17 protein-coding genes are annotated in these 21,129 nt (G+C 70.3%); 10 read left to right on the forward strand and 7 right to left on the reverse strand.

The features are described from left to right. The first annotated feature begins 37 nt into the window (after positions 1 to 37). The 5 genes from OG568_RS28590 (at position 38) to OG568_RS28610 (ending at position 8,283) form a co-directional block, all read left to right on the forward strand. Positions 38 to 964 (forward strand): DUF3027 domain-containing protein, encoded by a 927-nt coding sequence (locus OG568_RS28590; RefSeq protein WP_329533607.1) that lies wholly within the window; start codon positions 38 to 40, stop codon positions 962 to 964. A gap of 231 nt (positions 965 to 1,195) precedes the next feature. Then, a complete protein-coding gene (locus OG568_RS28595; RefSeq protein ID WP_329533608.1) occupies positions 1,196 to 4,408 on the forward strand; it encodes a sacsin N-terminal ATP-binding-like domain-containing protein in 3,213 nt (1,070 codons plus the stop codon). Between the two features lie 171 nt (positions 4,409 to 4,579). Beyond that, on the forward strand, positions 4,580 to 5,425 hold the full coding sequence (locus OG568_RS28600) for a calcium-binding protein (protein ID WP_329533609.1): 846 nt from the start codon (positions 4,580 to 4,582) through the stop codon (positions 5,423 to 5,425). A 224-nt stretch (positions 5,426 to 5,649) separates the two neighbouring features. Next, positions 5,650 to 6,579 (forward strand): hypothetical protein, encoded by a 930-nt coding sequence (locus OG568_RS28605; protein ID WP_329533610.1) that lies wholly within the window; start codon positions 5,650 to 5,652, stop codon positions 6,577 to 6,579. Positions 6,580 to 6,981: 402 nt separating this feature from the next. Then, positions 6,982 to 8,283, forward strand: coding sequence for an RNA-guided endonuclease InsQ/TnpB family protein (locus OG568_RS28610; RefSeq protein WP_329533611.1), 1,302 nt, complete (start codon positions 6,982 to 6,984; stop codon positions 8,281 to 8,283). On the opposite strand, the gene OG568_RS28615 is transcribed toward OG568_RS28610, so the two are convergent. Beyond that, on the reverse strand, positions 8,280 to 10,676 hold the full coding sequence (locus tag OG568_RS28615) for a cation-translocating P-type ATPase (protein WP_329533612.1): 2,397 nt from the start codon (positions 10,674 to 10,676) through the stop codon (positions 8,280 to 8,282). The genes OG568_RS28610 and OG568_RS28615 overlap by 4 nt on opposite strands. A 136-nt stretch (positions 10,677 to 10,812) precedes the next feature. Further along, on the reverse strand, positions 10,813 to 11,091 hold the full coding sequence (locus OG568_RS28620) for a DUF2530 domain-containing protein (RefSeq protein ID WP_329533613.1): 279 nt from the start codon (positions 11,089 to 11,091) through the stop codon (positions 10,813 to 10,815). A gap of 282 nt (positions 11,092 to 11,373) precedes the next feature. Here OG568_RS28620 and OG568_RS28625 point away from each other — a divergent pair, with 282 nt between their 5' ends. Next, entirely contained in the window at positions 11,374 to 12,825 is a 1,452-nt protein-coding gene (locus OG568_RS28625) for an NCS2 family permease (protein WP_329533614.1), read from the forward strand. A gap of 16 nt (positions 12,826 to 12,841) precedes the next feature. Here OG568_RS28625 and OG568_RS28630 read toward each other — a convergent pair whose 3' ends face one another. Beyond that, positions 12,842 to 13,048, reverse strand: a complete 207-nt coding sequence (locus tag OG568_RS28630; RefSeq protein WP_266433440.1) for a ribbon-helix-helix protein, CopG family — start codon at positions 13,046 to 13,048, stop codon at positions 12,842 to 12,844. 143 nt (positions 13,049 to 13,191) lie between these two features. Here OG568_RS28630 and OG568_RS28635 point away from each other — a divergent pair, with 143 nt between their 5' ends. From OG568_RS28635 to thpR, 3 genes are all read left to right on the forward strand, one after another. Continuing rightward, positions 13,192 to 13,629 carry a MarR family winged helix-turn-helix transcriptional regulator gene (locus OG568_RS28635; RefSeq protein WP_054235179.1) on the forward strand — a complete coding sequence of 146 codons (438 nt, stop codon included), beginning with the start codon at positions 13,192 to 13,194 and terminating at the stop codon, positions 13,627 to 13,629. Between the two features lie 345 nt (positions 13,630 to 13,974). Further along, a complete protein-coding gene (locus OG568_RS28640; protein ID WP_329533615.1) occupies positions 13,975 to 15,258 on the forward strand; it encodes an MFS transporter in 1,284 nt (427 codons plus the stop codon). 78 nt (positions 15,259 to 15,336) lie between these two features. Beyond that, complete coding sequence (thpR, locus tag OG568_RS28645; protein ID WP_329533616.1) at positions 15,337 to 15,909, forward strand: RNA 2',3'-cyclic phosphodiesterase; 573 nt, start codon at positions 15,337 to 15,339, stop codon at positions 15,907 to 15,909. Positions 15,910 to 16,162: 253 nt separating this feature from the next. On the opposite strand, the gene OG568_RS28650 is transcribed toward thpR, so the two are convergent. The 3 genes from OG568_RS28650 to OG568_RS28660 all read right to left on the reverse strand — a co-directional run bounded on the left by OG568_RS28650 (position 16,163) and on the right by OG568_RS28660 (position 18,581). Then, the gene (locus tag OG568_RS28650) at positions 16,163 to 17,155 is read right to left on the reverse strand and encodes an aldo/keto reductase (protein ID WP_329533617.1); all 993 of its coding nucleotides are present in this window, start codon (positions 17,153 to 17,155) and stop codon (positions 16,163 to 16,165) included. 59 nt (positions 17,156 to 17,214) lie between these two features. Next, a complete protein-coding gene (locus OG568_RS28655; RefSeq protein WP_329533618.1) occupies positions 17,215 to 17,802 on the reverse strand; it encodes a Uma2 family endonuclease in 588 nt (195 codons plus the stop codon). A 104-nt stretch (positions 17,803 to 17,906) separates the two neighbouring features. Then, positions 17,907 to 18,581, reverse strand: coding sequence for an SGNH/GDSL hydrolase family protein (locus tag OG568_RS28660; protein ID WP_329533619.1), 675 nt, complete (start codon positions 18,579 to 18,581; stop codon positions 17,907 to 17,909). Positions 18,582 to 18,719: 138 nt separating this feature from the next. Here OG568_RS28660 and OG568_RS28665 point away from each other — a divergent pair, with 138 nt between their 5' ends. After that, positions 18,720 to 19,706, forward strand: a complete 987-nt coding sequence (locus OG568_RS28665) for a WD40 repeat domain-containing protein (protein WP_329533620.1) — start codon at positions 18,720 to 18,722, stop codon at positions 19,704 to 19,706. 116 nt (positions 19,707 to 19,822) lie between these two features. On the opposite strand, the gene serC is transcribed toward OG568_RS28665, so the two are convergent. Next, complete coding sequence (gene serC / locus OG568_RS28670) at positions 19,823 to 20,941, reverse strand: phosphoserine transaminase (protein WP_329533621.1); 1,119 nt, start codon at positions 20,939 to 20,941, stop codon at positions 19,823 to 19,825. Between the last annotated feature and the right edge of the window lie 188 nt (positions 20,942 to 21,129).

Here is a 21,129-nt window from a genome sequence, read left to right on the forward strand (position 1 = left end):
CGCACCCGTGAGACGGCGTAGGAGAGAAGCGATACCTGTGAGCGCAGCGACAACGCGAAGCCGCACCCCCGACCGCCTGTGCGCCGAGGCCGTCGACCTCGCGCGCGCCGCCGCCGAGGAGGCCGCCGCCCCCGGCGTCGTCGGCGAGCATGTGGGACTGGTCTCCGAGGGGGACCGCGTTGTCACGCACTACTTCGAGTGCAAAGAGTTCGGGTACCGCGGCTGGCGCTGGGCCGTGACCGTCGCCCGTGCCTCCCGCGCGAAGCTCGTCACCCTCGACGAGACGGTGCTGCTGCCCGGGTCCGAGGCCCTGCTCGCGCCCGAGTGGGTGCCGTGGAGCGAGCGGCTGCGGCCCGGGGACATGGGGCCGGGTGACCTGCTGCCCACCGACGCCGAGGACCTCCGTCTGGAGCCGGGTTTCTCCGGCGAGGACGAGCCGGCGCCGAACTCCGCGGTCTCCCAGGACATGGCGGAACTGGCCGAGGCGGAGGACGCCGAGGTCACCGCCGGCACCCCCGCGCACCTGCCGGTCGCGCCGCGCCGCGGCTCGATCGCGGCCGTCGCGGAGGAACTCGGCCTGCGCCGGGCCCGTGTCCTCTCCCGCTACGGCCTCCATGTCGCGGCCGACCGCTGGGAGGAGTCGTACGGCCCCAAGACGGCGATGGCCCAGGCGGCCCCCGCGTCCTGCGTCAGCTGCGGCTTCCTGAACCCCATCGGGGGCTCGCTCGGACAGGCGTTCGGTGTCTGCGCGAACGAGTTCTCCCCGGCGGACGGGCGTGTCGTCTCCCTCTCCTACGGCTGCGGCGGCCACTCCGAGGCCGCGGTCATGCCCACACCTCCCCGCCCCGCCCCTCCGGTCATCGACGAGACCCGGGTCGACCCCTTCCCCCTGCGCCCCTCTCCGGATTCCGGTTCGGTCTCGATCACCCCGGACGAAACCTCGGCGGAACTGGGCCACTCGTAATCTCCCTCGCCCCCGCGCCCCTCAGGGGCGCGGGGAACTGCGCGCCCAGCCCCCACCGGCCCGCAGACAGGAGATCTGCAGGCGGGGATCCGGGGCGTAGCCCCGGTTCAGAGGCCCCCGGCCGCTCGACGCACCGTGGGCCGGGCCGGAACCCACCCCGCAGCGCGGTACCTTCGTGCCGCGACCGAGCCCAGCGCTCGCGGTCGCGCGAAGCGAGAGGGAGAGTGAACCGTGAGCAAGTTCGTGCGGCCGGCACCCGAGGGCGCGGACCCGTTCGGCACGGCCCGCCTGCGCCGCGGCGTGCTGGACGCCTGGGCCACCAGCCCGGCCCGGTTCCGCGAGGACGCCAACGCCGAGGAGGACCTCGTCCTCGGCGGCTACCGGGACCGGCTCGTCGTCGAGCTCGCCCAGAACGCCGCCGACGCGGCAGCCCGCGCCGGCGTGCCCGGCCGTCTCCGCCTCACCCTCCGCGACGGCGTGCTCCTCGCGGCCAACACCGGCGCCCCCCTCGACGCAGCCGGCGTCGAATCGCTCGCCACCCTCCGCGCCTCCGCGAAGCGGGACGCGCACGACACCGCGGTCGGCCGCTTCGGCGTCGGTTTCGCGGCCGTCCACGCGGTGACCGACGAGCCCGCCGTGGTCGGCCGGCACGGCGGCGTGCGCTGGTCCCTCGCCGAGGCCCGTGAACTGGCGTCGGACACCGCCCGCCACAGCCCGGGCCTCGGGGACGAGATCCGTCGGCGCGATGGTCATGTGCCACTGCTCCGGCTGCCGTTCGCGGCCGAGGGCACCGCCCCGGACCCGTACGACACCGTCGTCATCCTCCCGCTGCGCGACCCCGCCGCCGAGGGTCTCGCCGAGCGTCTCCTGCAGAACATCGACGACGCGCTCCTGCTCGCCCTCCCGGGCCTGGAGGAAGTGATCGTCGAGGTCGGGGAGAGCGGTGAGGACGTACGCACACTGCGGCGCCGCGACGACGAGCACGGCGTCACCATCGAGGACTCCCGCCACGGCACCACCCCCTACCGCACCGTCTCCCACCACGGCCCCCTCGACCCCGCCCTCCTCGCCGACCGCCCGGTCGAGGAGCGCCTGCGCCCGCACTGGTCCGTGACCTGGGCCGTCCCGGTGGACGCGGACGGCACGCCCGCCCGGCCCCGTACCAGCCCCGTCGTGCACGCGCCCACACCCAGCGACGAACCCCTCGGCGTTCCGGCCCTCCTCATCGCCTCCCTCCCGCTCGACACGACCCGGCGCCATGCCGCGCCCGGCCCGCTCACCGACTTCCTGGTGGAGCGGGCGGCGGACGCGTATGCCGAACTGCTCGCCGCCTGGCGTCCGGTGGACACCGGGATCATCGACCTGGTGCCCGGCCCGCTCGGCAAGGGTGAGCTGGACGGCACGCTGCGCCAGGCGATCCTGGACCGGCTGCCGCGTACCGCCTTCCTGCCGCCCGCCGCCCCGCCCGCCAAGGACCAGGACGCCCCGGCGGACTGGCCCGAGAGCGAGAGCGACGGCGGGGCCGGGATCGGGCTCGCGGGGATCGCGGAGAACCCGGACGCCCTCCGGCCGCGCGACGCCGAGGTCGTCGAGGGCGCCGGGGCCGACACCGTCCGCGTCCTCGCCGAGGTGATTCCCAGCCTGCTGCCCGCCGGGCTCGAACGCCGGGTGGAGCTGCGGACGTTGGGTGTCGCCCGCGTCCCGCTCACCGAGGCCGTGGACCGGCTGGCCGGTCTCGAGAAGGACCCGGGGTGGTGGTGGCGGCTGTACGACAGCCTCGCCGGCGTCGACCCTGACCGGCTCTCCGGCCTGCCCGTACCGCTCGCCGACGGCCGTACGACCATCGGCCCCCGCCAGATCCTGCTGCCGCTGCCCGAAGGGCCCACTCCCGACGACACCTGGGCCGCCACCTCCGACGCCCTCGCCCGCCTCGGCCTCAAGGTCGCCCACCCGGACGCCGCCCACCCCCTCCTGGAGAAGCTGGGCGCCCTCCCGGCCACGCCTCGCGCCGTGCTCACCACCCCGCAGGTGCGCGCCGCCGTCGCCGCCTCGCTCGACGACGAGGGCGGGGCGTGGGACGAGGACGCCCCGGACGCGGAGGAACTGGCGGACACCGTCCTCGCGCTCGTCCGTGACGCCGGCCTCGAACCCGGTGACGAGCCCTGGCTCGGCGCCCTCGCCCTCCCGGACGAGGACGGGGAGCCGACGCCCGCCGGCGAACTCGTGCTGCCCGGCAGCCCCTTCGCGCAGGTCATGCGCGAGGACGAACTCGCCTTCGTGGACGGCGAGCTGGCCGACCGTTGGGGCGAACAGCCGCTCGCGGCCTGTGGTGTGCTCGCCAACTTCACCCTCGTCCGCGCCACCGACGTCGTCCTCGACCCGGACGAACTGGAGCCCCGCGACTCGGACTTCGCGGAACCCGACGACGCGGGCCTGCTGGACGCCGTCGACGTGTGGTGCGAGGACGTCCTCGACCGGCTGCCCGACACGCCGGTGCCGCCGGTCGTCACGGAGATCGTCGCCGTACGGGACCTGGACCTGGTCGACGACGACCGCTGGCCGCAGGCACTCGCCCTGCTCTCCCAGCCGCCCCTGCGGGACGCGCTCACCCAGCCGGTGCGCATCCTCCTCCCGGACGGCACCCACGAGATCGTCCGGCCGTACACGGCCTGGTGGCTGCGTGGCCATCCCGTCCTCGACGGCCGCCGCCCGGCCGGTCTGCGGGCGGCGGGCAGCGACCCCCTCCTGCACGGCCTGTACGACGCCGCCGACGCCACCGGTTTCGACGACGAGCAGGTCCTGCGCGCTCTGGGCGTCCGCACGTCCGTGGCCGCCCTCCTCGACGAACCCGGCGGCGCGGCCGAACTCCTCGACCGGCTCGCCGACCCCGACCGCCAGATCTCCGGAGCCCAACTTCACGCCCTCTACGGGGCCTTGGCCGACCTCGAACCCGAACAGGTGACCCTGCCGGACGAGTTGCGTGCCGTAGTCGACGGCGAGGTGACCGTCGTGGACGCCGCCGACGCCGTGGTCGTCGACTCGCCCGACCTGCTGCCCTTCACCGCGGGCATGCCGCTGCTCCCCGTACGGCCCGCGCGCGCCGCCGATCTCGCCGAGCTGTTCCAGGTGCGGCGGCTCAGCGAGTCGGTGACCGGCGAGGTGACCTCGGAGGGCACCGAGCACGACGTACCGGAGTCCGTACGCGTCCTGCTGGGCCCCTCGACCCCCACCTCGTACGTCGAACACGAGGAACTCGTCGTCGACGGCACCGAATTGGACTGGCGCCGCACACGGGACGGGGTGCTGCACGCCGCCACCCTGGAGGGCGTGGCGGCGGGCCTCGCCTGGGCGGCCGGACAGTGGCCGCGCCGTTTCGAGGTCGCGGCGCTGCTGGAGGATCCGACCCGCACGGAGGAACTGGCCCGGGACCGCTGGTTCGACTGAGCCGCACGTCTGTTTGCTCAAACTGGTTGTCGAAAATAATCCACACAGTCGTACAACCCTTCACTTCTGCCGCAGGTCTGGATCTGCGGAGTTAGCGAACTCCGCAGATCCAGATCGGGCGCAGCGGCCGCCGTACCGTGCCGCGCGCCCCTTGCCAACGTGGGGAAATACATGCGCATTCGTGCCTCCGTCGCCGTTGTGACGGGTGCCCTGGCCCTGACCGCCCTCGCCGTGCCGGCCGCGCAGGCAGCCGAGGGTCCCGGTGCCGCCTCGGTGGCCCGGTCCGTCGTGGCCGACTCGGTGAAGACTCCGACCGACGAGACGCACGGGGACACCGCGATCTCGAACGTCGTCGTGAACGGTGGCAAGGACGTCGTCCTCGGCACCACCACGAAGAAGACGTTCACGGTCTCCTTCACCGCCAAGGACAACTCGGGCATCAAGTGGGCGCAGGCGATCCTGTGGCACGGCCCGGACTTCGATCACCTCGACGGCGGCGCCGTGGCCGACTCGTCCGACGGCCGCGCCGCCTGCACCAAGGTCAACGCGACCACCTCGACCTGCAAGGCGAGCTTCACGGTCAAGGCGGACGTGGACCTCATCAACAGCCTGGCCGGCGGCTGGAAGGTCTGGGCGATCGCCCAGGGCACCGACGGCAACTACGTCCAGAAGGACAACGTCAAGGGCTTCAGGATCCAGCGTCTGTCCAAGCTGACGGTCAACGCGGCCCCGGAGCCGGTGAAGAAGGGCAAGACCATCACGGTCACCGGTGCCCTGACGCGCGCGAACTGGGAGACCGGGAAGTACGCCGGTTACGGCACTCAGTCGGTGAAGCTGCAGTTCAAGAAGAAGGGCGCCAGCGCCTACACCACGGTCAAGACGATCAAGACGTCCACCACCGGTGCGCTGAAGACGACGGTCACGGCGTCCGTCGACGGCACCTTCCGCTACTCCTTCGCGGGCACCTCGACCACCCCGGCGGTCAACGCCACGGGTGACTACGTCGACGTGCAGTAAGACGGTCCATCACCGTCCCGCGGCGCAGCTGGGAGGACCTGGCGCGCCGCGGGACGTGGTCTTTGGCCATGTGGGCACAAATTTTTCATCACTCGTACAACCATTCGTTCCTGTCGCGGATCTGATCATCCGAGTCAAGAGACTCCACATCACTTGGGCCCCGAGTGACGACGAGCCGTGAGGAACGACCACCGGCGGGGCCCCTTTCTCCACTTGGGGATCGCATGCGCATTCGAGCCACTGTGGCTGCCGTTTCCGGCGCCCTGGCCCTCTCCGCGTTCGTCGTGCCGGCCGCGCACGCCGCCGACTCCGCCTCCTCTTACCGCGCGGACGTCGCCAAGGTCCTGGAAGCCGCGCACTCTGCGTCGGGCAGGACCGCGTTCAGTGCCACCGCCGCTGACGACGAGCCCTACGCCCTCGACGTCACCTTCTCCAACCTCAAGGTGAACAGCGGCAAGGCCATCGCAGTCGGTACCACCAACCACGTCGCCGTTCCGGTCACCTACACCTTGACCCACGGCGCCGACGTCGACATCACGGCCGCCGACTTCCAGACCGGCCCCTACATCTACAAGGGCGCCTTCAGCGACCCGGACAACGTGCTCTTCGGCGTCGACGCCGCGAAGTGCACCGTCACCTCGTCGACCGCCGCTTCCTGCAAGGGCAACATCGACATCTACCCGGCCGAGGGCGACCTCATCAACTCGGACGCCGGTGCCTGGAAGGCCGCCGGCCTGGCCATCGCGCTCAACGGCCAGGACCCGAGCAGCTCCAGCTTCGACATCACCAAGGTCGGAGTCGCCGACAAGGGCGGCTTCACCTCCCCGAACGTGCAGCGCTACTCCAAGCTGACGGTCAACGCGGCCCCGGAGCCGGTGAAGAAGGGCAAGACCATCACGGTCACCGGTGCCCTGACGCGCGCCAACTGGGAGACCGGGAAGTACGCCGGTTACGGCACTCAGTCGGTGAAGCTGCAGTTCAAGAAGAAGGGCGCGACCGCCTACACCACGGTCAAGACGATCAAGACGTCCTCCACCGGTGCGCTGAAGACGACGGTCACGGCGTCCGTCGACGGCACCTTCCGTTACTCCTTCGCGGGCACCTCGACCACCCCGGCGGTCAACGCCACGGGTGACTACGTCGACGTGCAGTAGGACGGTCCATCACCGTCCCGCGGCGCAGCTGGGAGCACCCGGCTGCGCCGCGGGCTGTGATCTCGGCCAGGTGCGCACAAGTTTTTCCTCACTCGTACAACCATTCGCTCCCGTCACGGATCTGACCGCCCGAGTCAAGAGACTCCACCTTGCTTTCGGGCAGGTTGCCCGGTCCTTGAGGGCCGGGGTGAATGCCCGCTCCCGCGGAGCGGGGCAGGGGTGGCCGGATCGCCGTTAGGGCGGTCCGGCGTCGCCGTCCGGGATGTCGAGGGGCCGCGGACGCGTGCGGCGACGGGAAGTCGAGGGTCCTGGGGCCGGTGGTCGGCCAGGTGTGGTCACTCGCACGGGTGATGGTGATCGATGAGGTGCGCGGCCGGGGAACGTGCGGTCTAGGTTCACGGCATGGCACGTTTTCGGATGTACCCGACGGGTGGGCAGGAGCGGCAGATGCTGCTGCACTGTGCGCACGCGAGGTATGTGTGGAACCTCGCTGTCGAGCAGCACGCGCACTGGAAGCCGGGCCGGAGGTCCGCGCCCGGTTTCGCGGAGCAGTGCCGTCAGCTCACCGAGGCCCGGCGGGAGAACGAGTGGCTGGCCGCCGGGAACGCCGATGTGCAGCAGCAGGCCCTCCAGGACTTCGCGAAGGCCAAGGCCGCCCGCTTCACGTCCGGGTTCGGTGAGCCGACGTGCCGCAAGAAGTTCGTGCATGAGGGCTTCCGTGTCATCGGCACCGACCGTGTGCCCGAGTATCACGAGGACGGCTCGGCGAAGCTGAACGCGAAGACCGGCAGGCAGGTCATGGGCCGGTCGGTCGTGGTGCGGAAGCTGAACCGGCGGTGGGCTCAGGTGAAGGTGCCCGGCTGCGGCTGGGTCCGTTTCCGCCTCAGTGCCAGGGGTACGGGCGCGAGGCTGCCCGACGCGAAGACGTTCCGCGTCACGCTGAAGAACGGGCAGTGGCACGCCGCGTTCGCCGTCGTCCCCGAGCCGGTCCCCGCACCCGGTACGGGCGAGGTCATCGGCATCGACCGCGGCGTGACCGTCACCGCGGCTCTCTCCGACGGGCGGAAACTGAACTGCCCGCGGCTCACCGTCCGGGAACGGGCACAGATCCGCAAACACCAGCGGCGTGCCGCCCGCGCACCCAAGGGCAGCGAGCGCAAAACGGCCGGGTATGCGAAGGCCGCGAAGCTTAAGGCCCGCGAGGTGAACCGCCGCAAGGACTGGTGCGAGAAGACCAGCACCCTGCTCGCCCGCACTTATGATCTGGTGCGGTTCGAGAAGCTGGACATCAGGAACATGACCCGCTCCGCGAAGGGGACGGTCGAACAGCCCGGCAAGAAGGTCAGGCAGAAGGCCGGGCTGAACCGGGGCATCCTCGCCCAGGGCTGGGGCCTGCTGCGGCAGCGCACCGGGCACAAGGCACCGGGCCGGGTCGAGGACGTCCCCGCCCCGTACACCTCTCTGCGGTGCAGCGTCTGCGGATGGATCGACAAGAACTCGCGCAAGAGCCAAGCCGAGTTCGTCTGTTCCTCCTGCGGCTTCACCTGCAACGCGGACACCAACGCAGCATCCAACGTCGCGGCAGGACAGGGCGGGTTTCCCCGCCCCCGGCGATCAGCCGGTGTCGGAGGGGTGACAGCGGCCACCGGCCGCTCGAGCGCCCGTGAACCTCAACCCACCCGGGTTGGAATCCCCCTCTTTTAAGAGGGGGAGGATGTCAACCATCTCCACAGGAACTCCAGGGTGGCCGCCGCCACCACCGAGATGCCCACCGCGATCCACGGCATCTGGACGCCCACCAGCTTCAGCGCGAAGAAGTGCTGGAGCCACGGCACGATCAGTACGACGAGGAACGCCAGGCCCATCGAGGCCACCAGGGCGATGCGCCACCAGGTGTACGGGCGGGCGATGATCGCCAGCACCCACATCGAGATCAGGAACAGCGTCAGCGTGGCGGCGCTGGTCTCCGCGTCCAGCTCACCGGGACCGGAGTAGTGATGACGGGCCACCAGGTACGTGACGAAGGTGGCGACCGCCGCGACCACGCCCCCGGGGATCGAGTACCGCATGACCCGCCGCACGAAGTGCGGTCTCGCCCGCTCCGTGTTGGGGGCGAGCGCGAGGAAGAACGCCGGGATGCCGATCGTCAGGGTGGACAGCAGGGTCAGGTGCCGGGGCAGGAAGGGGTACTCGACCCGCCAGCACACCACCAGGATGGCCAGCAGCACCGAGTAGACCGTCTTCACGAGGAAGAGGGTCGCGACGCGGGTGATGTTGCCGATGACCCGTCGGCCCTCCGCGACCACCGAGGGCAGTGTCGAGAAGCTGTTGTTGAGCAGCACGATCTGGGCCACCGCCCGGGTCGCCTCCGAGCCCGAGCCCATGGACACGCCGATGTCGGCGTCCTTCAGGGCGAGCACGTCGTTCACGCCGTCGCCCGTCATCGCGACCGTGTGGCCGCGCGACTGCAGCGCACCCACCATGTCCCGCTTCTGCTGCGGGGTGACCCGCCCGAACACCGTGCCCTTGTCCAGCGACTTCGCCATCTCCTCCTTCTCGTCGGGAAGGTGGCGCGCGTCCACGACCGCACCGCTCAGGCCGAGCTTCCCGGCCACCGCGCCCACCGAGACCGCGTTGTCGCCGGAGATGACCTTCGCCTTGACGTCCTGCTCGGCGAAGTAGCGCAGGGTGTCCGCCGCGTCCGGGCGCAGCCGCTGTTCCAGGACCACCAGGGCGGCGGGCCGCGCGGCCCGCGTGACCTCGGGGTCGTCGAGGTCCTTCGAGGCCTTGGTGAGCAGCAGCACCCGCAGCCCGTCCTCGTTCAGCCGCTCGGTCTCGGCGAGCGCCGGGTCCCCGTCGGGCAGCAGCACGTCCGGGGCGCCCAGCAGCCACGTACTCGACTCTCCGTTGCCCTCGCTGAAGGAGGCCCCGCTGTACTTGCGGGCCGAGGAGAACGGCAGCGACTCGGTGCAGCGCCAGTCCTCGCTGTCCGGGTAGGAGTTGATGATCGCCTGGAGGGAGGCGTTCGGCCGCGGATCGGACTCGCCGAGTGCCCCGAGGGCCTTGCGTATGTACGTCTCGTCGGCGCCCTGGAGCAGCCGCAGCTCGGTGACGTCCATGCCGCCCTCGGTGAGGGTGCCGGTCTTGTCGAGGCAGACGGTGTCGATGCGGGCGAGGCCCTCGATGGCGGGGAGTTCCTGCACGAGGCACTGTTTCCGGCCAAGCCGGATGACGCCGATCGCGAAGGCCACGGAGGTGAGCAGGACCAGGCCCTCGGGGACCATCGGGACGATCCCGCCGACCGTACGGGCGATGGAGTCCTTGAAACCGTGCTGCTTGACCACGAGCTGGCTGATGACCAGACCGATCGCGGTCGGGATCATCATCCACGTCACGTACTTGAGGATCGTGGAGATACCGCTGCGCAGCTCGGAGTGGACCAGGGTGAACCGGGACGCCTCCTCGGCGAGCTGCGCCGCGTACGCCTCCCGGCCCACCTTCGTCGCGGTGAACGCGCCGCCGCCCGCGACCACGAAGCTGCCCGACATCACCTCGTCGCCGGGGTGCTTGACCACCGGGTCCGCCTCACCGGTGAGCAGCGACTCGTCGATCTCCAGACCGTCGGCCTCGACGCACGAGCCGTCCACGACGATCTTGTCCCCGGGCCCGATCTCGATCACGTCGCCCAGCACGATCTCCGACGTACTGACCTCGCCGGCGACCCCGTCCCTGCGGACCGTCGGCTTCGCCTCGCCGATCACCGCGAGCGAGTCCAGGGTCTTCTTGGCCCGCCACTCCTGGATGATGCCGATCCCGGTGTTCGCGATGATCACGTACCCGAACAGGCTGTCCTGGAACGGCGCCACGCACAGCATGATCAGCCAGAGCACACCGATGATCGCGTTGAACCGGGTGAAGACGTTGGCGCGGACGATCTCGCCCATGGAGCGGCTGCTGCGCACGGGGACGTCGTTGACCTCGCCGCGGGCGACCCGTTCGGCCACTTCGGCGGCGGACAGCCCCGGGGCCCGTTTGGGGGCGGGCAGGGGTACGGGGTGCACAGGATCGAGTTCGGCGCCCGCGTCGATGTGCGTCATGCATTCGACGGTACGTGCGGAAATGCGGCTTCACCCGCCGAGTGCCCCAAAGATCCGACCAGGGGAGGACCGGGGCGGCGGTGAGTGATGCCGTGGTTGTAGGGGGAGCTGGTCGCTCCGCAGCAGCGGAGGGCGGTTACTCCGCCGTGGGGGACGAGGACCGCTCCGCTTCGGCGGCGGCCTTCTTGAGGGCGGCGTCGCGCCCGCGGACGTACCAGATGCCGATCAGGCCGAGGCCCGCGCCGGCCAGGCAGGTCCACAGCCACCACACGTGCCCGTGGTCGTGGAACCAGCCGTAGAACGGCAGCTGCACCAGGAAGAGGACGAACCAGAGGATCGTGCCGCCCGTGATGGTGGCGACGACGGGGCCCTCCAGGGGCTCCGGCGCCTCGTGCTTGGGGGTCCACTTCGCCATGGACACAGCTTACGAGGCTGTCCACTCCGGCTTCGCCAGACCCGTGCGGCCCCTTGTATACCAACGGTCTACGCGCGGAGATAGCGATTTCGGACTCATATGTTCATACTGAAACGGTCCGAGTCTGGCTCCTTCTGTTCGTACGAAACTCCAACAGAAACATCTGAGAAACCTGTTGGTGATCGAGCGGCGGCCAGACTCGATCATGTTTCCCCCAGCCCGGCGCCGTCCCCGCCCGGCGCCAGTCCTGGCCCGCAAGGCCCCGCACGTATGAGGTCATCCATGTCCACCTCGGCCACCACCAAGGCCCCCGCCCCGGAACAGCCGGGGCCCGGCCCCGCGCAGGGTGCGCTGGACCGCTACTTCAAGATCTCCGAGCGCGGCAGCTCGCTGCCCCGCGAGATCCGCGGCGGTTTCGCCACCTTCTTCGCGATGGCCTACATCATCGTGCTGAACCCGATCATCCTGGGCAGCGCGAAGGACATGTACGGGCACCACCTGGACAACGGTCAGCTGGTCACCGCGACCGCCCTCACCGCGGCCTTCACCACGCTGCTCATGGGCGTCATCGGCAACGTGCCGATCGCGCTGGCGGCGGGCCTCGGCGTGAACACGGTCGTCGCCCTCCAGCTCGCCCCGCGGATGTCCTGGCCGGACGCGATGGGCATGGTCGTACTGGCCGGTTTCATCGTGATGCTCCTGGTCGCCACCGGTCTGCGCGAGCGCGTCATGAACGCCGTGCCGCTGGGCCTGCGCAAGGGCATCTCGATCGGTATCGGCCTGTTCATCATGCTGATCGGGCTGGTCGACTCGGGCTTCGTCTCGCGCATCCCGGACGTCGCCCAGACCACCGTCCCGCTCCAGCTCGGCGGCGACGGTCACCTCAACGGCTGGCCCGTCCTGATCTTCATCCTCGGCACGCTGCTCACGCTCGCGCTGATCGTGCGCAAGGTGTCCGGCGCCATCCTCATCTCGATCGTCGGCATGACGGTCCTCGCGGTGATCATCAACGCCGTCGCGAAGGTCCCGTCCTGGGGCCTGACCACCCCGAAGTGGCCCGGCAACCCGGCCGCCACCCCGGACTTCGGTCTCGTCGGCAAGGTCAGCCTCTTCGGCGGCTTCGACAAGGTCGGCGTGCTGACCGGCATCCTCTTCGTCTTCACCGTGCTGCTGTCGTGCTTCTTCGACGCGATGGGCACGATCATGGGCATCGGCGACGAGGCCAAGCTGACCGACGCACGGGGCAACATGCCCGGCATCAACAAGGTCCTCTTCGTCGACGGCATCGCGGTCGCCGCGGGCGGCGCCACCTCCTCCTCGGCCACCACCTGCTTCGTGGAGTCCACGGCGGGCGTCGGCGAGGGCGCGCGCACCGGCTTGGCGAACGTCGTCACCGGCGCGCTCTTCGCCGTGGCCCTCTTCCTGACCCCCCTCGCCACGATGGTCCCGTCCCAGGCCGCCACCCCCGCACTGCTCGCGGTCGGCTTCCTGATCCTCTCCGGCTCGATCAAGGAGATCGACTGGGCGGACCACACGATCGCCATGCCCGCCTTCGTGACCATGGTGATGATGCCGTTCACCTACTCGATCACGAACGGCATCGGCATGGGCTTCATCACCTTCGTCGTGCTGCGCCTGGCCGCCGGCCGGGCCCGGGAGATCCCGGTCGCGATGTACGTCGTCTCGGCGGTGTTCGCCTTCTACTACCTGATGCCGGCCCTGGGCCTGACGTAAGCGGCCCCACCGGGGCTCACGCGAGCGGCCCCGCGGGGTCCGACGTCACCCCGTAGAACTTCTCCGTCTCCTCGACGGCGGTCTGGAACCGCTCGTCGAAGTCATCGCGAATGAGCGTCCGGACGACATAGTCCTGGACGCTCATTCCGCGTTTGGCGGCGTGGTGTCGGAGCCGGTCGAGCAGCTCCCCGTCTATCCGCAGGCTGAGCACGCTGGTCCCCATGGAGTCGAGGGTCGCGGGAGCCCGGCGGGGAATGGGTCACTTTCTGGAGCCGACTCACTCATATGGGTGACGTAAGGGTTCAGTGGCCCGCGTCACGGGCATCCTGTGGCTCTTTAGAGAGGGTAATGAGTTACCCTAAAGACATGGCTGACCTCACCCATGGCGACGACGCTGCCGCCGTGAACGCCCTGCGCTCCGCAGTAATGCGGCTGTCGCGTCGACTCAAGCACCAGCGGGTCGACGAGTCGCTGAGCCCCACCGAGATGTCGGTGCTCGGCACCCTCGCCCGCTGTGGCACCGCCACGCCCGGCGAACTCGCCCGTAAGGAGCATGTGCAGCCACCGTCGATGACCCGCATCGTCGCGTTGCTGGAGGCCAAGGGACTGGTCAGGCTGGAGCCGCACCCCGAGGACCGGCGCCAGAAGGTCGTCACCCAGACCGACAAGGCCGAGGCGATGCTCGAGGAGAGCCGCCGCAAGCGGAACGCGTTCCTCGCCGGACTGGTCGAGGCCCTCGACGAGGACGAGTGGGCGAAGGTCCGCGAGGCCGCGCCCGTCCTCGAGAAGCTCGCGCAACTGTGACAGGGGCGCACACCCGGCCCGGGCGCACGCGCGACAGGCGCGACTTCGGCGCGGGCGCCGCCGCGGCGGTCGCAGCCGCGCACGGCAGGCCGCCGGGTGTGCGCCGACCGCGGTGTCCCATGCACCGCCAGGGGCACGCCGTGACAGCCGTGCGCACTGTCCCGCACGCCCCGCCGTGCCCGAACCTCACCGTGACAGACGCGGCCGCGCCCGCGTGCAATGACGTCCAACGCTAGGAGGCGAATCCCTTTGAGTACGGGACCCGGAATACCTTCCGCCCCCGGACCAGCCACCCCCGACTCCCCGCCCGCCCCCGAGAACTCCACCCGCCCCTCCCGCTCTTCGATGTTCAGCTCGCTGAGGATCAGGAACTACCGGCTGTTCTTCATCGGCCAGGTCGTCTCCAACACCGGCACGTGGATGCAGCGCATCGCCCAGGACTGGCTGGTCCTGAGCCTCACCGGATCCTCCGCCGCGGTCGGCATCACGACCGCGCTGCAGTTCCTGCCGATGCTGCTCTTCGGGCTGTACGGCGGCGTCCTCGTCGACCGCCTCCCCAAGCGCCCCACCCTGCTGGCCACCCAGACCGCCATGGGCGTCACCGGCCTCGTGCTCGCCTTCCTGACCCTCTCCGGCCATGTCCAGGTCTGGCACGTCTATCTGGCGGCCTTCGCCGTCGGCCTCGCCACGGTCATCGACAACCCGGCCCGCCAGTCCTTCGTCTCCGAGATGGTCGGCCCGGGCCAGCTGCAGAACGCGGTCAGCCTCAACTCCGCCAACTTCCAGTCCGCCCGCCTGGTCGGCCCCGCCGTCGCGGGCGTCCTGATCACCGGCGTGGGCACGGGCTGGGCGTTCCTCTTCAACGGCCTGTCCTTCGTGGCCCCCGTCGTCGGCCTGCTCCTGATGCGCGCCCGCGACCTGCACCCGGTCGAGCGGGCGCCGCGCGGCAAGGGCCAGCTCCGCGAGGGCCTGCGCTATGTCGCCGGCCACCCCGAGCTGATCTGGCCGATCGTCCTCGTCGGCTTCATCGGCACGTTCGGCTTCAACTTCCCGGTCTGGCTCTCTGCCTACGCGGACGACATCTTCCACTCGGGCGCCGGCGGGTACAGCCTCTTCAACACGCTGATGGCGGTCGGCTCGGTGGCCGGCGCGCTGCTCGCCGCCCGCCGCGGCACGGCGAGACTGCGCGTCCTGATCGCGGCGGCCATGGCCTTCGGCATCCTGGAGGTGGTGGCGGCCCTGGCCCCGTCCTTCTGGCTCTTCGCCCTCCTCATGGTCCCGATCGGAATCTTCGGCCTCACCGTCAACGTCACGGCGAACACCGCGGTCCAGATGGGCACCGACCCGGCCATGCGCGGCCGGGTGATGGCGCTGTTCATGATGGTCTTCATGGGCGGTACGCCCCTGGGGGCGCCGCTGGTCGGCTGGGTCACCGACGCCTACGGCGCCCGGGTCGGGTTCGCCCTCGGCGGCCTGGTCTCGGCCGTCGCCGCGACCACCGTCGGCCTGGTCCTGGCCCGCGTCGGCGGGCTGCGCCTGTCGGTGGGCTGGCATCGGGGCCACCCGCAGGTCAGCTTCGTACCGAAGGAAGCGGGAAAGCAGAAGGAGCAACTGGCCACGGCGATGTGACGAGGACGCCGGGGGAACCCCGTCCCTCATCGGGGGCGAAGGTGGCCCGGTGATCCGTTCCCTGCAAGGGTGAGGTGCATGAGACTCTTTGCGGCCGTGCTGCCGCCGGAGGCCGTGATCCGTGAACTCGGCGTGGTGGTGGACGAGTTGCACCGTCTGCCGGGCGCGGACGGACTGCGCTGGACGGGCCGCCCCGGCTGGCACTTCACCCTCGCCTTCTACGGCGAGGTGGCGGAGGAACTCCTCCAGCCCCTGTCGGACCGCCTGGCCCGCGCGGCCCACCGCACCCCCTCCATCCCCCTCGCCCTCCACGGCGGCGGCCACTTCGGCGGCCGGGCGCTGTGGACCGGGGTGTCGGGAGACGTCGCCACGATGCGGCTGCTGGCCGACCGGGCGGAGGCGGCGGCGCGGAAGGCGGGCGTCGAGATGGGGGAGCACCGTCGCTACCGCCCGCATCTGACACTGGCCCGCAGCCGGGACACCGCGGACTTCGCCCCGTACGTCACGGCCCTGGACGCCTTCGCCGGGCGGGACTGGACGGCCCGGGAACTGTGTCTCGTACGCAGCAATCTGCCGAGGTCGGGAGTGCCGGGGGAGCAGCCGCGCTACGAGACGGTGGCGTGCTGGCCGCTGGACGGGGCGGGCGGCTGAAGGCGCCCCGGGGCGGCCGGTTAACCTCAAGGGCGTGAACCCGAAGACCCGAAACCAAATCATGGCCGGTGTGCTCGTGCTGATGTTCGTCGTGGTGGCGCTGGCGGCGGCGGTCAAGTAGAGCCGACCGGAGCGCTCCGCCGGGGTGAGCGGAATGCCGCGCCGCTTGTCCGCCCGCGGGCGGGTCGCGGCCGGCCGCGCTGTTCCCCGTGCCCCTTGAGGGGCGCCCGGTGGGGCGCCCCCCTGGGGAGCCCTACCAGGCGAAGGCCTCCGGGGACGGGCCCGGCCCGGGGAAGATCTCGTCCAGGCCGGTCAGCAACTCGTCCGACAGCTCCAGCTCGACCGCGCGCAGGGCCGAGTCGAGCTGTTCGGCGGTGCGCGGGCCGACGATGGGGCCGGTGACGCCGGGACGGGTCAGCAGCCAGGCCAGGGCGGCCTCACCGGGCTCGATCCCGTGCTTGTCGAGCAGATCCTCGTACGACTGGATCTGCGCGCGGATGGTGGTGTTGGCGAGGGAGTCGGCGGCCCGGCCGCTCGCCCTGCGCCCGCCCTCGACCTCCTTCTTGATGACACCGCCGAGCAGTCCGCCCTGCAGCGGCGACCAGGGGATGACCCCGAGGCCGTACTCCTGCGCGGCCGGGATGACCTCCATCTCCGCGCGCCGCTCGGCGAGGTTGTAGAGGCACTGTTCGCTGACGAGACCGATGGTGCCGCCGCGCCGGGCGGCGATCTCGTTGGCCTGGGCGATCTTGTACCCGGGGAAGTTGCTGGACCCCACGTAGAGGATCTTGCCCTGCTGCACCAGTACGTCGATGGCCTGCCAGATCTCCTCGAACGGAGTGCGGCGGTCGACGTGGTGGAACTGGTAGACGTCGATGTAGTCGGTCTGGAGCCGCTTGAGGGAGGCGTCCACGGCCCGTCGGATGTTGAGGGCCGACAGCTTGTCGTGGTTGGGCCAGGCGTCGCCGTCGGCGGCCATGTTCCCGTACACCTTGGTGGCGAGCACGACCTTGTCGCGCCGCTCGCCGCCCTTGGCGAACCAGTTTCCGATGATCTCTTCGGTACGGCCCTTGTTGTCACCCCAGCCGTACACGTTCGCGGTGTCGAAGTAGTTGATCCTCGCGTCCAGTGCCGCGTCCATGATGGCGTGGCTGTCGGCTTCGTCGGTCTGCGGACCGAAGTTCATGGTGCCGAGGACGAGCCGGCTGACCTTGAGTCCCGTGCGTCCGAGCTGCGTGTACTTCATGAGTCCCTAGCCAACGACGTGGAGTGCGCTCTAGGCAAGGGAGATGCGCTCGTGGCGGGTCAGCCGCGGGGGAACTCTTCGGTTTGGAGGGTGAGGCCGACCACGGTGGTGGCGAGATCGACGGGGTCACCGAAGACGATCTTCGTCTCGACCGTGTAGTCGCCGCGCTTGGGCTCGGTGAAGAGGTGACACCTGCCCTGGTAGGGGTCGGCGATGAGGTAGACGGGGACCTCGGCGAGGGCGTAGGTGAGCTTCTTGGGGCCGTAGTCGTTGGCGGCGGTGTCCTTGGAGATCACCTCCGCCACGAACTCGACGTCCTGGTAGCGCCAACGGCCCTTGCTGTCCTTCACCGATCGCGCGGCCATCGCGGCCACGTCACAGGCGAAACCGTTCAGGTGCCCGGGAAAGTCGATGCGTACGTCCGACGCCAGTCGCTTGCGCGGGTACTTGCCACGCAGTTGCTCGTAGATGTCGGCGATAATCTCCCAGTGGTGCTGCCGCTGCGGTGACATGAAGATGTTCCCCCCGACGATCTCGACCTTCGTTCCCTCAGGGATGGGCATCTTCTCGAGACACTCGAACATGACGTCCAGAGTCAGTTCGCCGCTTTCCTCGGCCATCTCGATCCTGTCTTCAAGGACGGTCATCGTGGCGCTCCTCCCCGGCCGCAACCCGGTCGAGCGCAGCCGCGCGGTACAACGATACGCACGGTGACCCGGTTACGTCGGGGTGTGTTTCCCCTCGGCCTCGATCAGGCGGAGTAGGGCTCGCCCAGGTCCCAGGCCTGGTACATCGCCTCCGCGAAGGCCTCCGCGATCTTGTGTTCGCCGGCCGCGTTCGGATGCGTGCCGTCGTACGTGTCGTGGTGGATGTCGTAGGCGGGGGGCGGGGAGGCGAGGAGGACGGGGGAGCGGGGTTCGTCCAGGTCGGCCGCCACCTTCGCCAGAAGTTCGTTGAAGGCGGTGACCTCGGCGGCGAAAGGGGCGTCGGACTCCGCGCGGACGTTCGGTATCACCGGGAGCAGGACCAGGTGGATACGCGGGTTCGCCGCGCGGGCCTCAGCGACGAAGGCGCGGGCGTTCGCCGCCGTCTGTACGGCGTTCGTGTAGAAGCCCAGGTCGATCAGGCCGAGGGAGACCAGGAGCACGTCCGCGCGGTGGGTGCGGACCGCGTCACCGATCAGGGGCACCATGTGCTGCCAGCCCTCGCCCCAGCCCGCGAGATGGGCGCGCGGGAAGTCCGGGTCCGCGTACTCGTACGAGTCGGGGGACTCCGTCGCCTTGTCGTACAGCGTCTCGCGCGGGCCGACGATCCGGAACGGGCCCGCGTACGTCGCGCGCAGGTGCTGCCACATTCGGTAACGCCATGTGTGTTCGCCCGCGCTTCCGATTGTCATGGAGTCGCCGACGGGCATGAACCTGAGCATCCGCTCATCATGGATGATCGGGCGGGCGATCAGTACGGGTCGTGTGGGGTGCGCGGTGTGAGGATGGACACGCCGGGGGTGGCGGTTCCTCGTGGGTGCATCCGGGTTCCGGCGGCGCCGGGATGGGAGGCTTGGGCCATGCGCCGATCGCCCTCGTTCCTCGCCGGAGCCGCCTCCGCCGCTGCCGTCCTCGCCCTCGCGCTGCCGGCGCCCGCCCTCGCCGACAGCGGGGACGGGGGGTTCACGATCAAGGATCCCCGGATCACCGAGTCCAGCGGCCTCGCCGCCTCGCACCTCCACCCCGGCATTTACTGGACCCACAACGACAGCGACGACGGTCCGTACCTCTACGCCGTCGACAGCAGGACCGGCGAGACCGTCGCCACCATCACCATGAAGGGGGTGGGCGCGCCGCGTGACGTCGAGGCCATCTCCCTCGGACCCGACGGCGACCTCTACGTCGGCGACATCGGCGACAACCTCGGCGGCAAGTGGTCCTACGTGTGGATCTACAAGCTGCCCGAGCCGAAGGTGCTCAAGAACCAGACGATCCGGGCCACGCAGTACGTCGTGAAGTACGCCGACGGGCCCCGCAACGCCGAGGCGCTGATGGTCCATCCGAAGACCGGACGGGTCTACATCGCCGACAAGAACGAGGACGGCGGCCACCTGTACGAGGGCCCCGCCCGGCTCTCCACGTCGGGCACCAACATCTTCCGGTCCGTCGCCACCATCGACCTCTGGGTCACCGACGGGGCCTTCTCGCCCGACGGCGAACAGCTCGCCGTACGCGGGTACTTCGGCGGGATCGCGTACGCCTGGAACGACGGGAAGCCGAAGCGGCAGGGTCGGCTGAACGTGCCGCTTCAGGGGCAGGGGGAGTCGATCACGTACACCGCCGACGGGTCCAAGCTCATGTACGGCAGCGAGGGCAAGGACAGTCCGGTCCAGCCCGGTTCGGTGCCCGGCGGCGGCTCCGACTCCAAGTCGCCTTCGGAGGGCGGGGGGTCGGCGTCGGCCGGTGGGAGCGGCGGCGGCTTGAGCTCCGGTGCCAAGGGGGCGCTCGCCGTCGCCGCGGTTCTGGTGGCCGGGTTCGGGCTGAAGAGGTTGTTGCGCAAGTCGTAGTCGTCCGGCATGAGTGCGCGTACGGCATGAGAAAGGGGCGCCCGGTGCGATTGCCCGCGCCGGGCGCCCCCGTCCGCGTACGAAAGTGTGTACGCGAAGGTGCGTGCGAGTAAGGACTACAGCTTTTCGATCACGTAGTCGATGCACTTCGTCAGCGCCTCGACGTCCGCCGGGTCGATCGCCGGGAACATCGCGACACGGAGCTGGTTGCGGCCGAGCTTGCGGTAGGGCTCGGTGTCGACGATGCCGTTGGCCCGCAGGACCTTGGCGACGGCGGCGGCGTCGATCTCGTCGGCGAAGTCGATCGTGCCGATGACCTGCGAGCGCTTGGTCGGGTCGGTGACGAACGGGGTCGCGTACTTGCTCTCCTCGGCCCAGCTGTAGAGGCGGGTCGAGGAGTCCTTCGTGCGGCCCGTGGACCATGCCAGACCGCCCTGGCCGTTGATCCACTCCAACTGCTCGTTGAGCAGGAAGAGGGTCGCGAGGGCCGGGGTGTTGTACGTCTGGTTCTTGCGGGAGTTGTCGATCGCCGTGGGGAGGCTGAAGAACTCCGGGACGTGACGGCCGGAGGCGTGGATGCGCTCGGCGCGCTCGATGGCGGCGGGGGAGAAGACGCCGATCCACAGGCCGCCGTCGGAGGCGAAGGACTTCTGCGGCGCGAAGTAGTAGACGTCCGTCTCGGCGATGTCGACGGGGAGGCCGCCGGCGCCGGAGGTGGCGTCCACCAGAACGAGGGAACCCTCGTCGGCGCCGTTGACGCGCTTGAGGGGGGCGGCGACGCCGGTGGAGGTCTCGTTGTGGGTGTAGGCGTAGACGTCCACGCCCGCCTCGGCCGTCGGCTCGGGGTGCGTGCCCGGGTCGGAGGAGATGACGGTGGGCTCGGCGAGCCACGGGGCGAGCTTGGCGGCCTTCGCGAACTTGGAGCTGAACTCGCCGAAGGTGAGGTGCTGGGACTTGTTGTCGATCAGACCGTGGGTCGCGACGTCCCAGAAGGCGGTGGAGCCGCCGTTGCCGAGGACGACCTCGTAGCCGTCGGGGAGCGAGAACAGGTCGCGCACGCCTTCGCGGACCTTGCCGACCAGGTTCTTGACCGGGGCCTGGCGGTGGGAGGTGCCGAGCAGGGAGGTACCGGTCGCGGCCAGCGCGTCCAGCGCCTCCGTGCGCACCTTGGAGGGGCCCGCGCCGAAACGTCCGTCGGCGGGCTTGATGTCAGCGGGGATCTGGATATCAGCCACGGTGCGAGCGTATCCGTTATACGAAGCGTGGTGGAGACGTGGTCCGGCGGGTGAGACGGGGTGGCGGCCAGGTTTCCCCGCCCCCGCCGCCCCTACCCGACCCATCCCCGGGGGCTGCGCCCCCGGACCCCCGCAGGCCGTCTTTTCGACTGCGGGCGGGTGGGGGCTGGTCGCGCGGTTCCCCGCGC

The organism is Streptomyces sp. NBC_01450, from assembly GCF_036227505.1.
Classification (GTDB): Bacteria; Actinomycetota; Actinomycetes; order Streptomycetales; family Streptomycetaceae; genus Streptomyces.

Coding starts and splice junctions, on each gene's coding strand:
- OG568_RS28655 (WP_329533618.1), bottom strand. CDS start 17,802: ATGACCGTCCTTGAAGACAGGATCGAGATGGCCGAGGAAAGCGGCGAA.
- OG568_RS28610 (WP_329533611.1), top strand. CDS start 6,982: ATGGCACGTTTTCGGATGTACCCGACGGGTGGGCAGGAGCGGCAGATG.
- OG568_RS28635 (WP_054235179.1), top strand. CDS start 13,192: ATGGCTGACCTCACCCATGGCGACGACGCTGCCGCCGTGAACGCCCTG.
- OG568_RS28615 (WP_329533612.1), bottom strand. CDS start 10,676: ATGACGCACATCGACGCGGGCGCCGAACTCGATCCTGTGCACCCCGTA.
- OG568_RS28660 (WP_329533619.1), bottom strand. CDS start 18,581: ATGCTCAGGTTCATGCCCGTCGGCGACTCCATGACAATCGGAAGCGCG.
- OG568_RS28625 (WP_329533614.1), top strand. CDS start 11,374: ATGTCCACCTCGGCCACCACCAAGGCCCCCGCCCCGGAACAGCCGGGG.
- OG568_RS28600 (WP_329533609.1), top strand. CDS start 4,580: ATGCGCATTCGTGCCTCCGTCGCCGTTGTGACGGGTGCCCTGGCCCTG.
- OG568_RS28605 (WP_329533610.1), top strand. CDS start 5,650: ATGCGCATTCGAGCCACTGTGGCTGCCGTTTCCGGCGCCCTGGCCCTC.
- OG568_RS28620 (WP_329533613.1), bottom strand. CDS start 11,091: ATGGCGAAGTGGACCCCCAAGCACGAGGCGCCGGAGCCCCTGGAGGGC.
- OG568_RS28665 (WP_329533620.1), top strand. CDS start 18,720: ATGCGCCGATCGCCCTCGTTCCTCGCCGGAGCCGCCTCCGCCGCTGCC.
- OG568_RS28630 (WP_266433440.1), bottom strand. CDS start 13,048: ATGGGGACCAGCGTGCTCAGCCTGCGGATAGACGGGGAGCTGCTCGAC.
- OG568_RS28640 (WP_329533615.1), top strand. CDS start 13,975: ATGTTCAGCTCGCTGAGGATCAGGAACTACCGGCTGTTCTTCATCGGC.
- OG568_RS28650 (WP_329533617.1), bottom strand. CDS start 17,155: ATGAAGTACACGCAGCTCGGACGCACGGGACTCAAGGTCAGCCGGCTC.
- thpR (WP_329533616.1), top strand. CDS start 15,337: ATGAGACTCTTTGCGGCCGTGCTGCCGCCGGAGGCCGTGATCCGTGAA.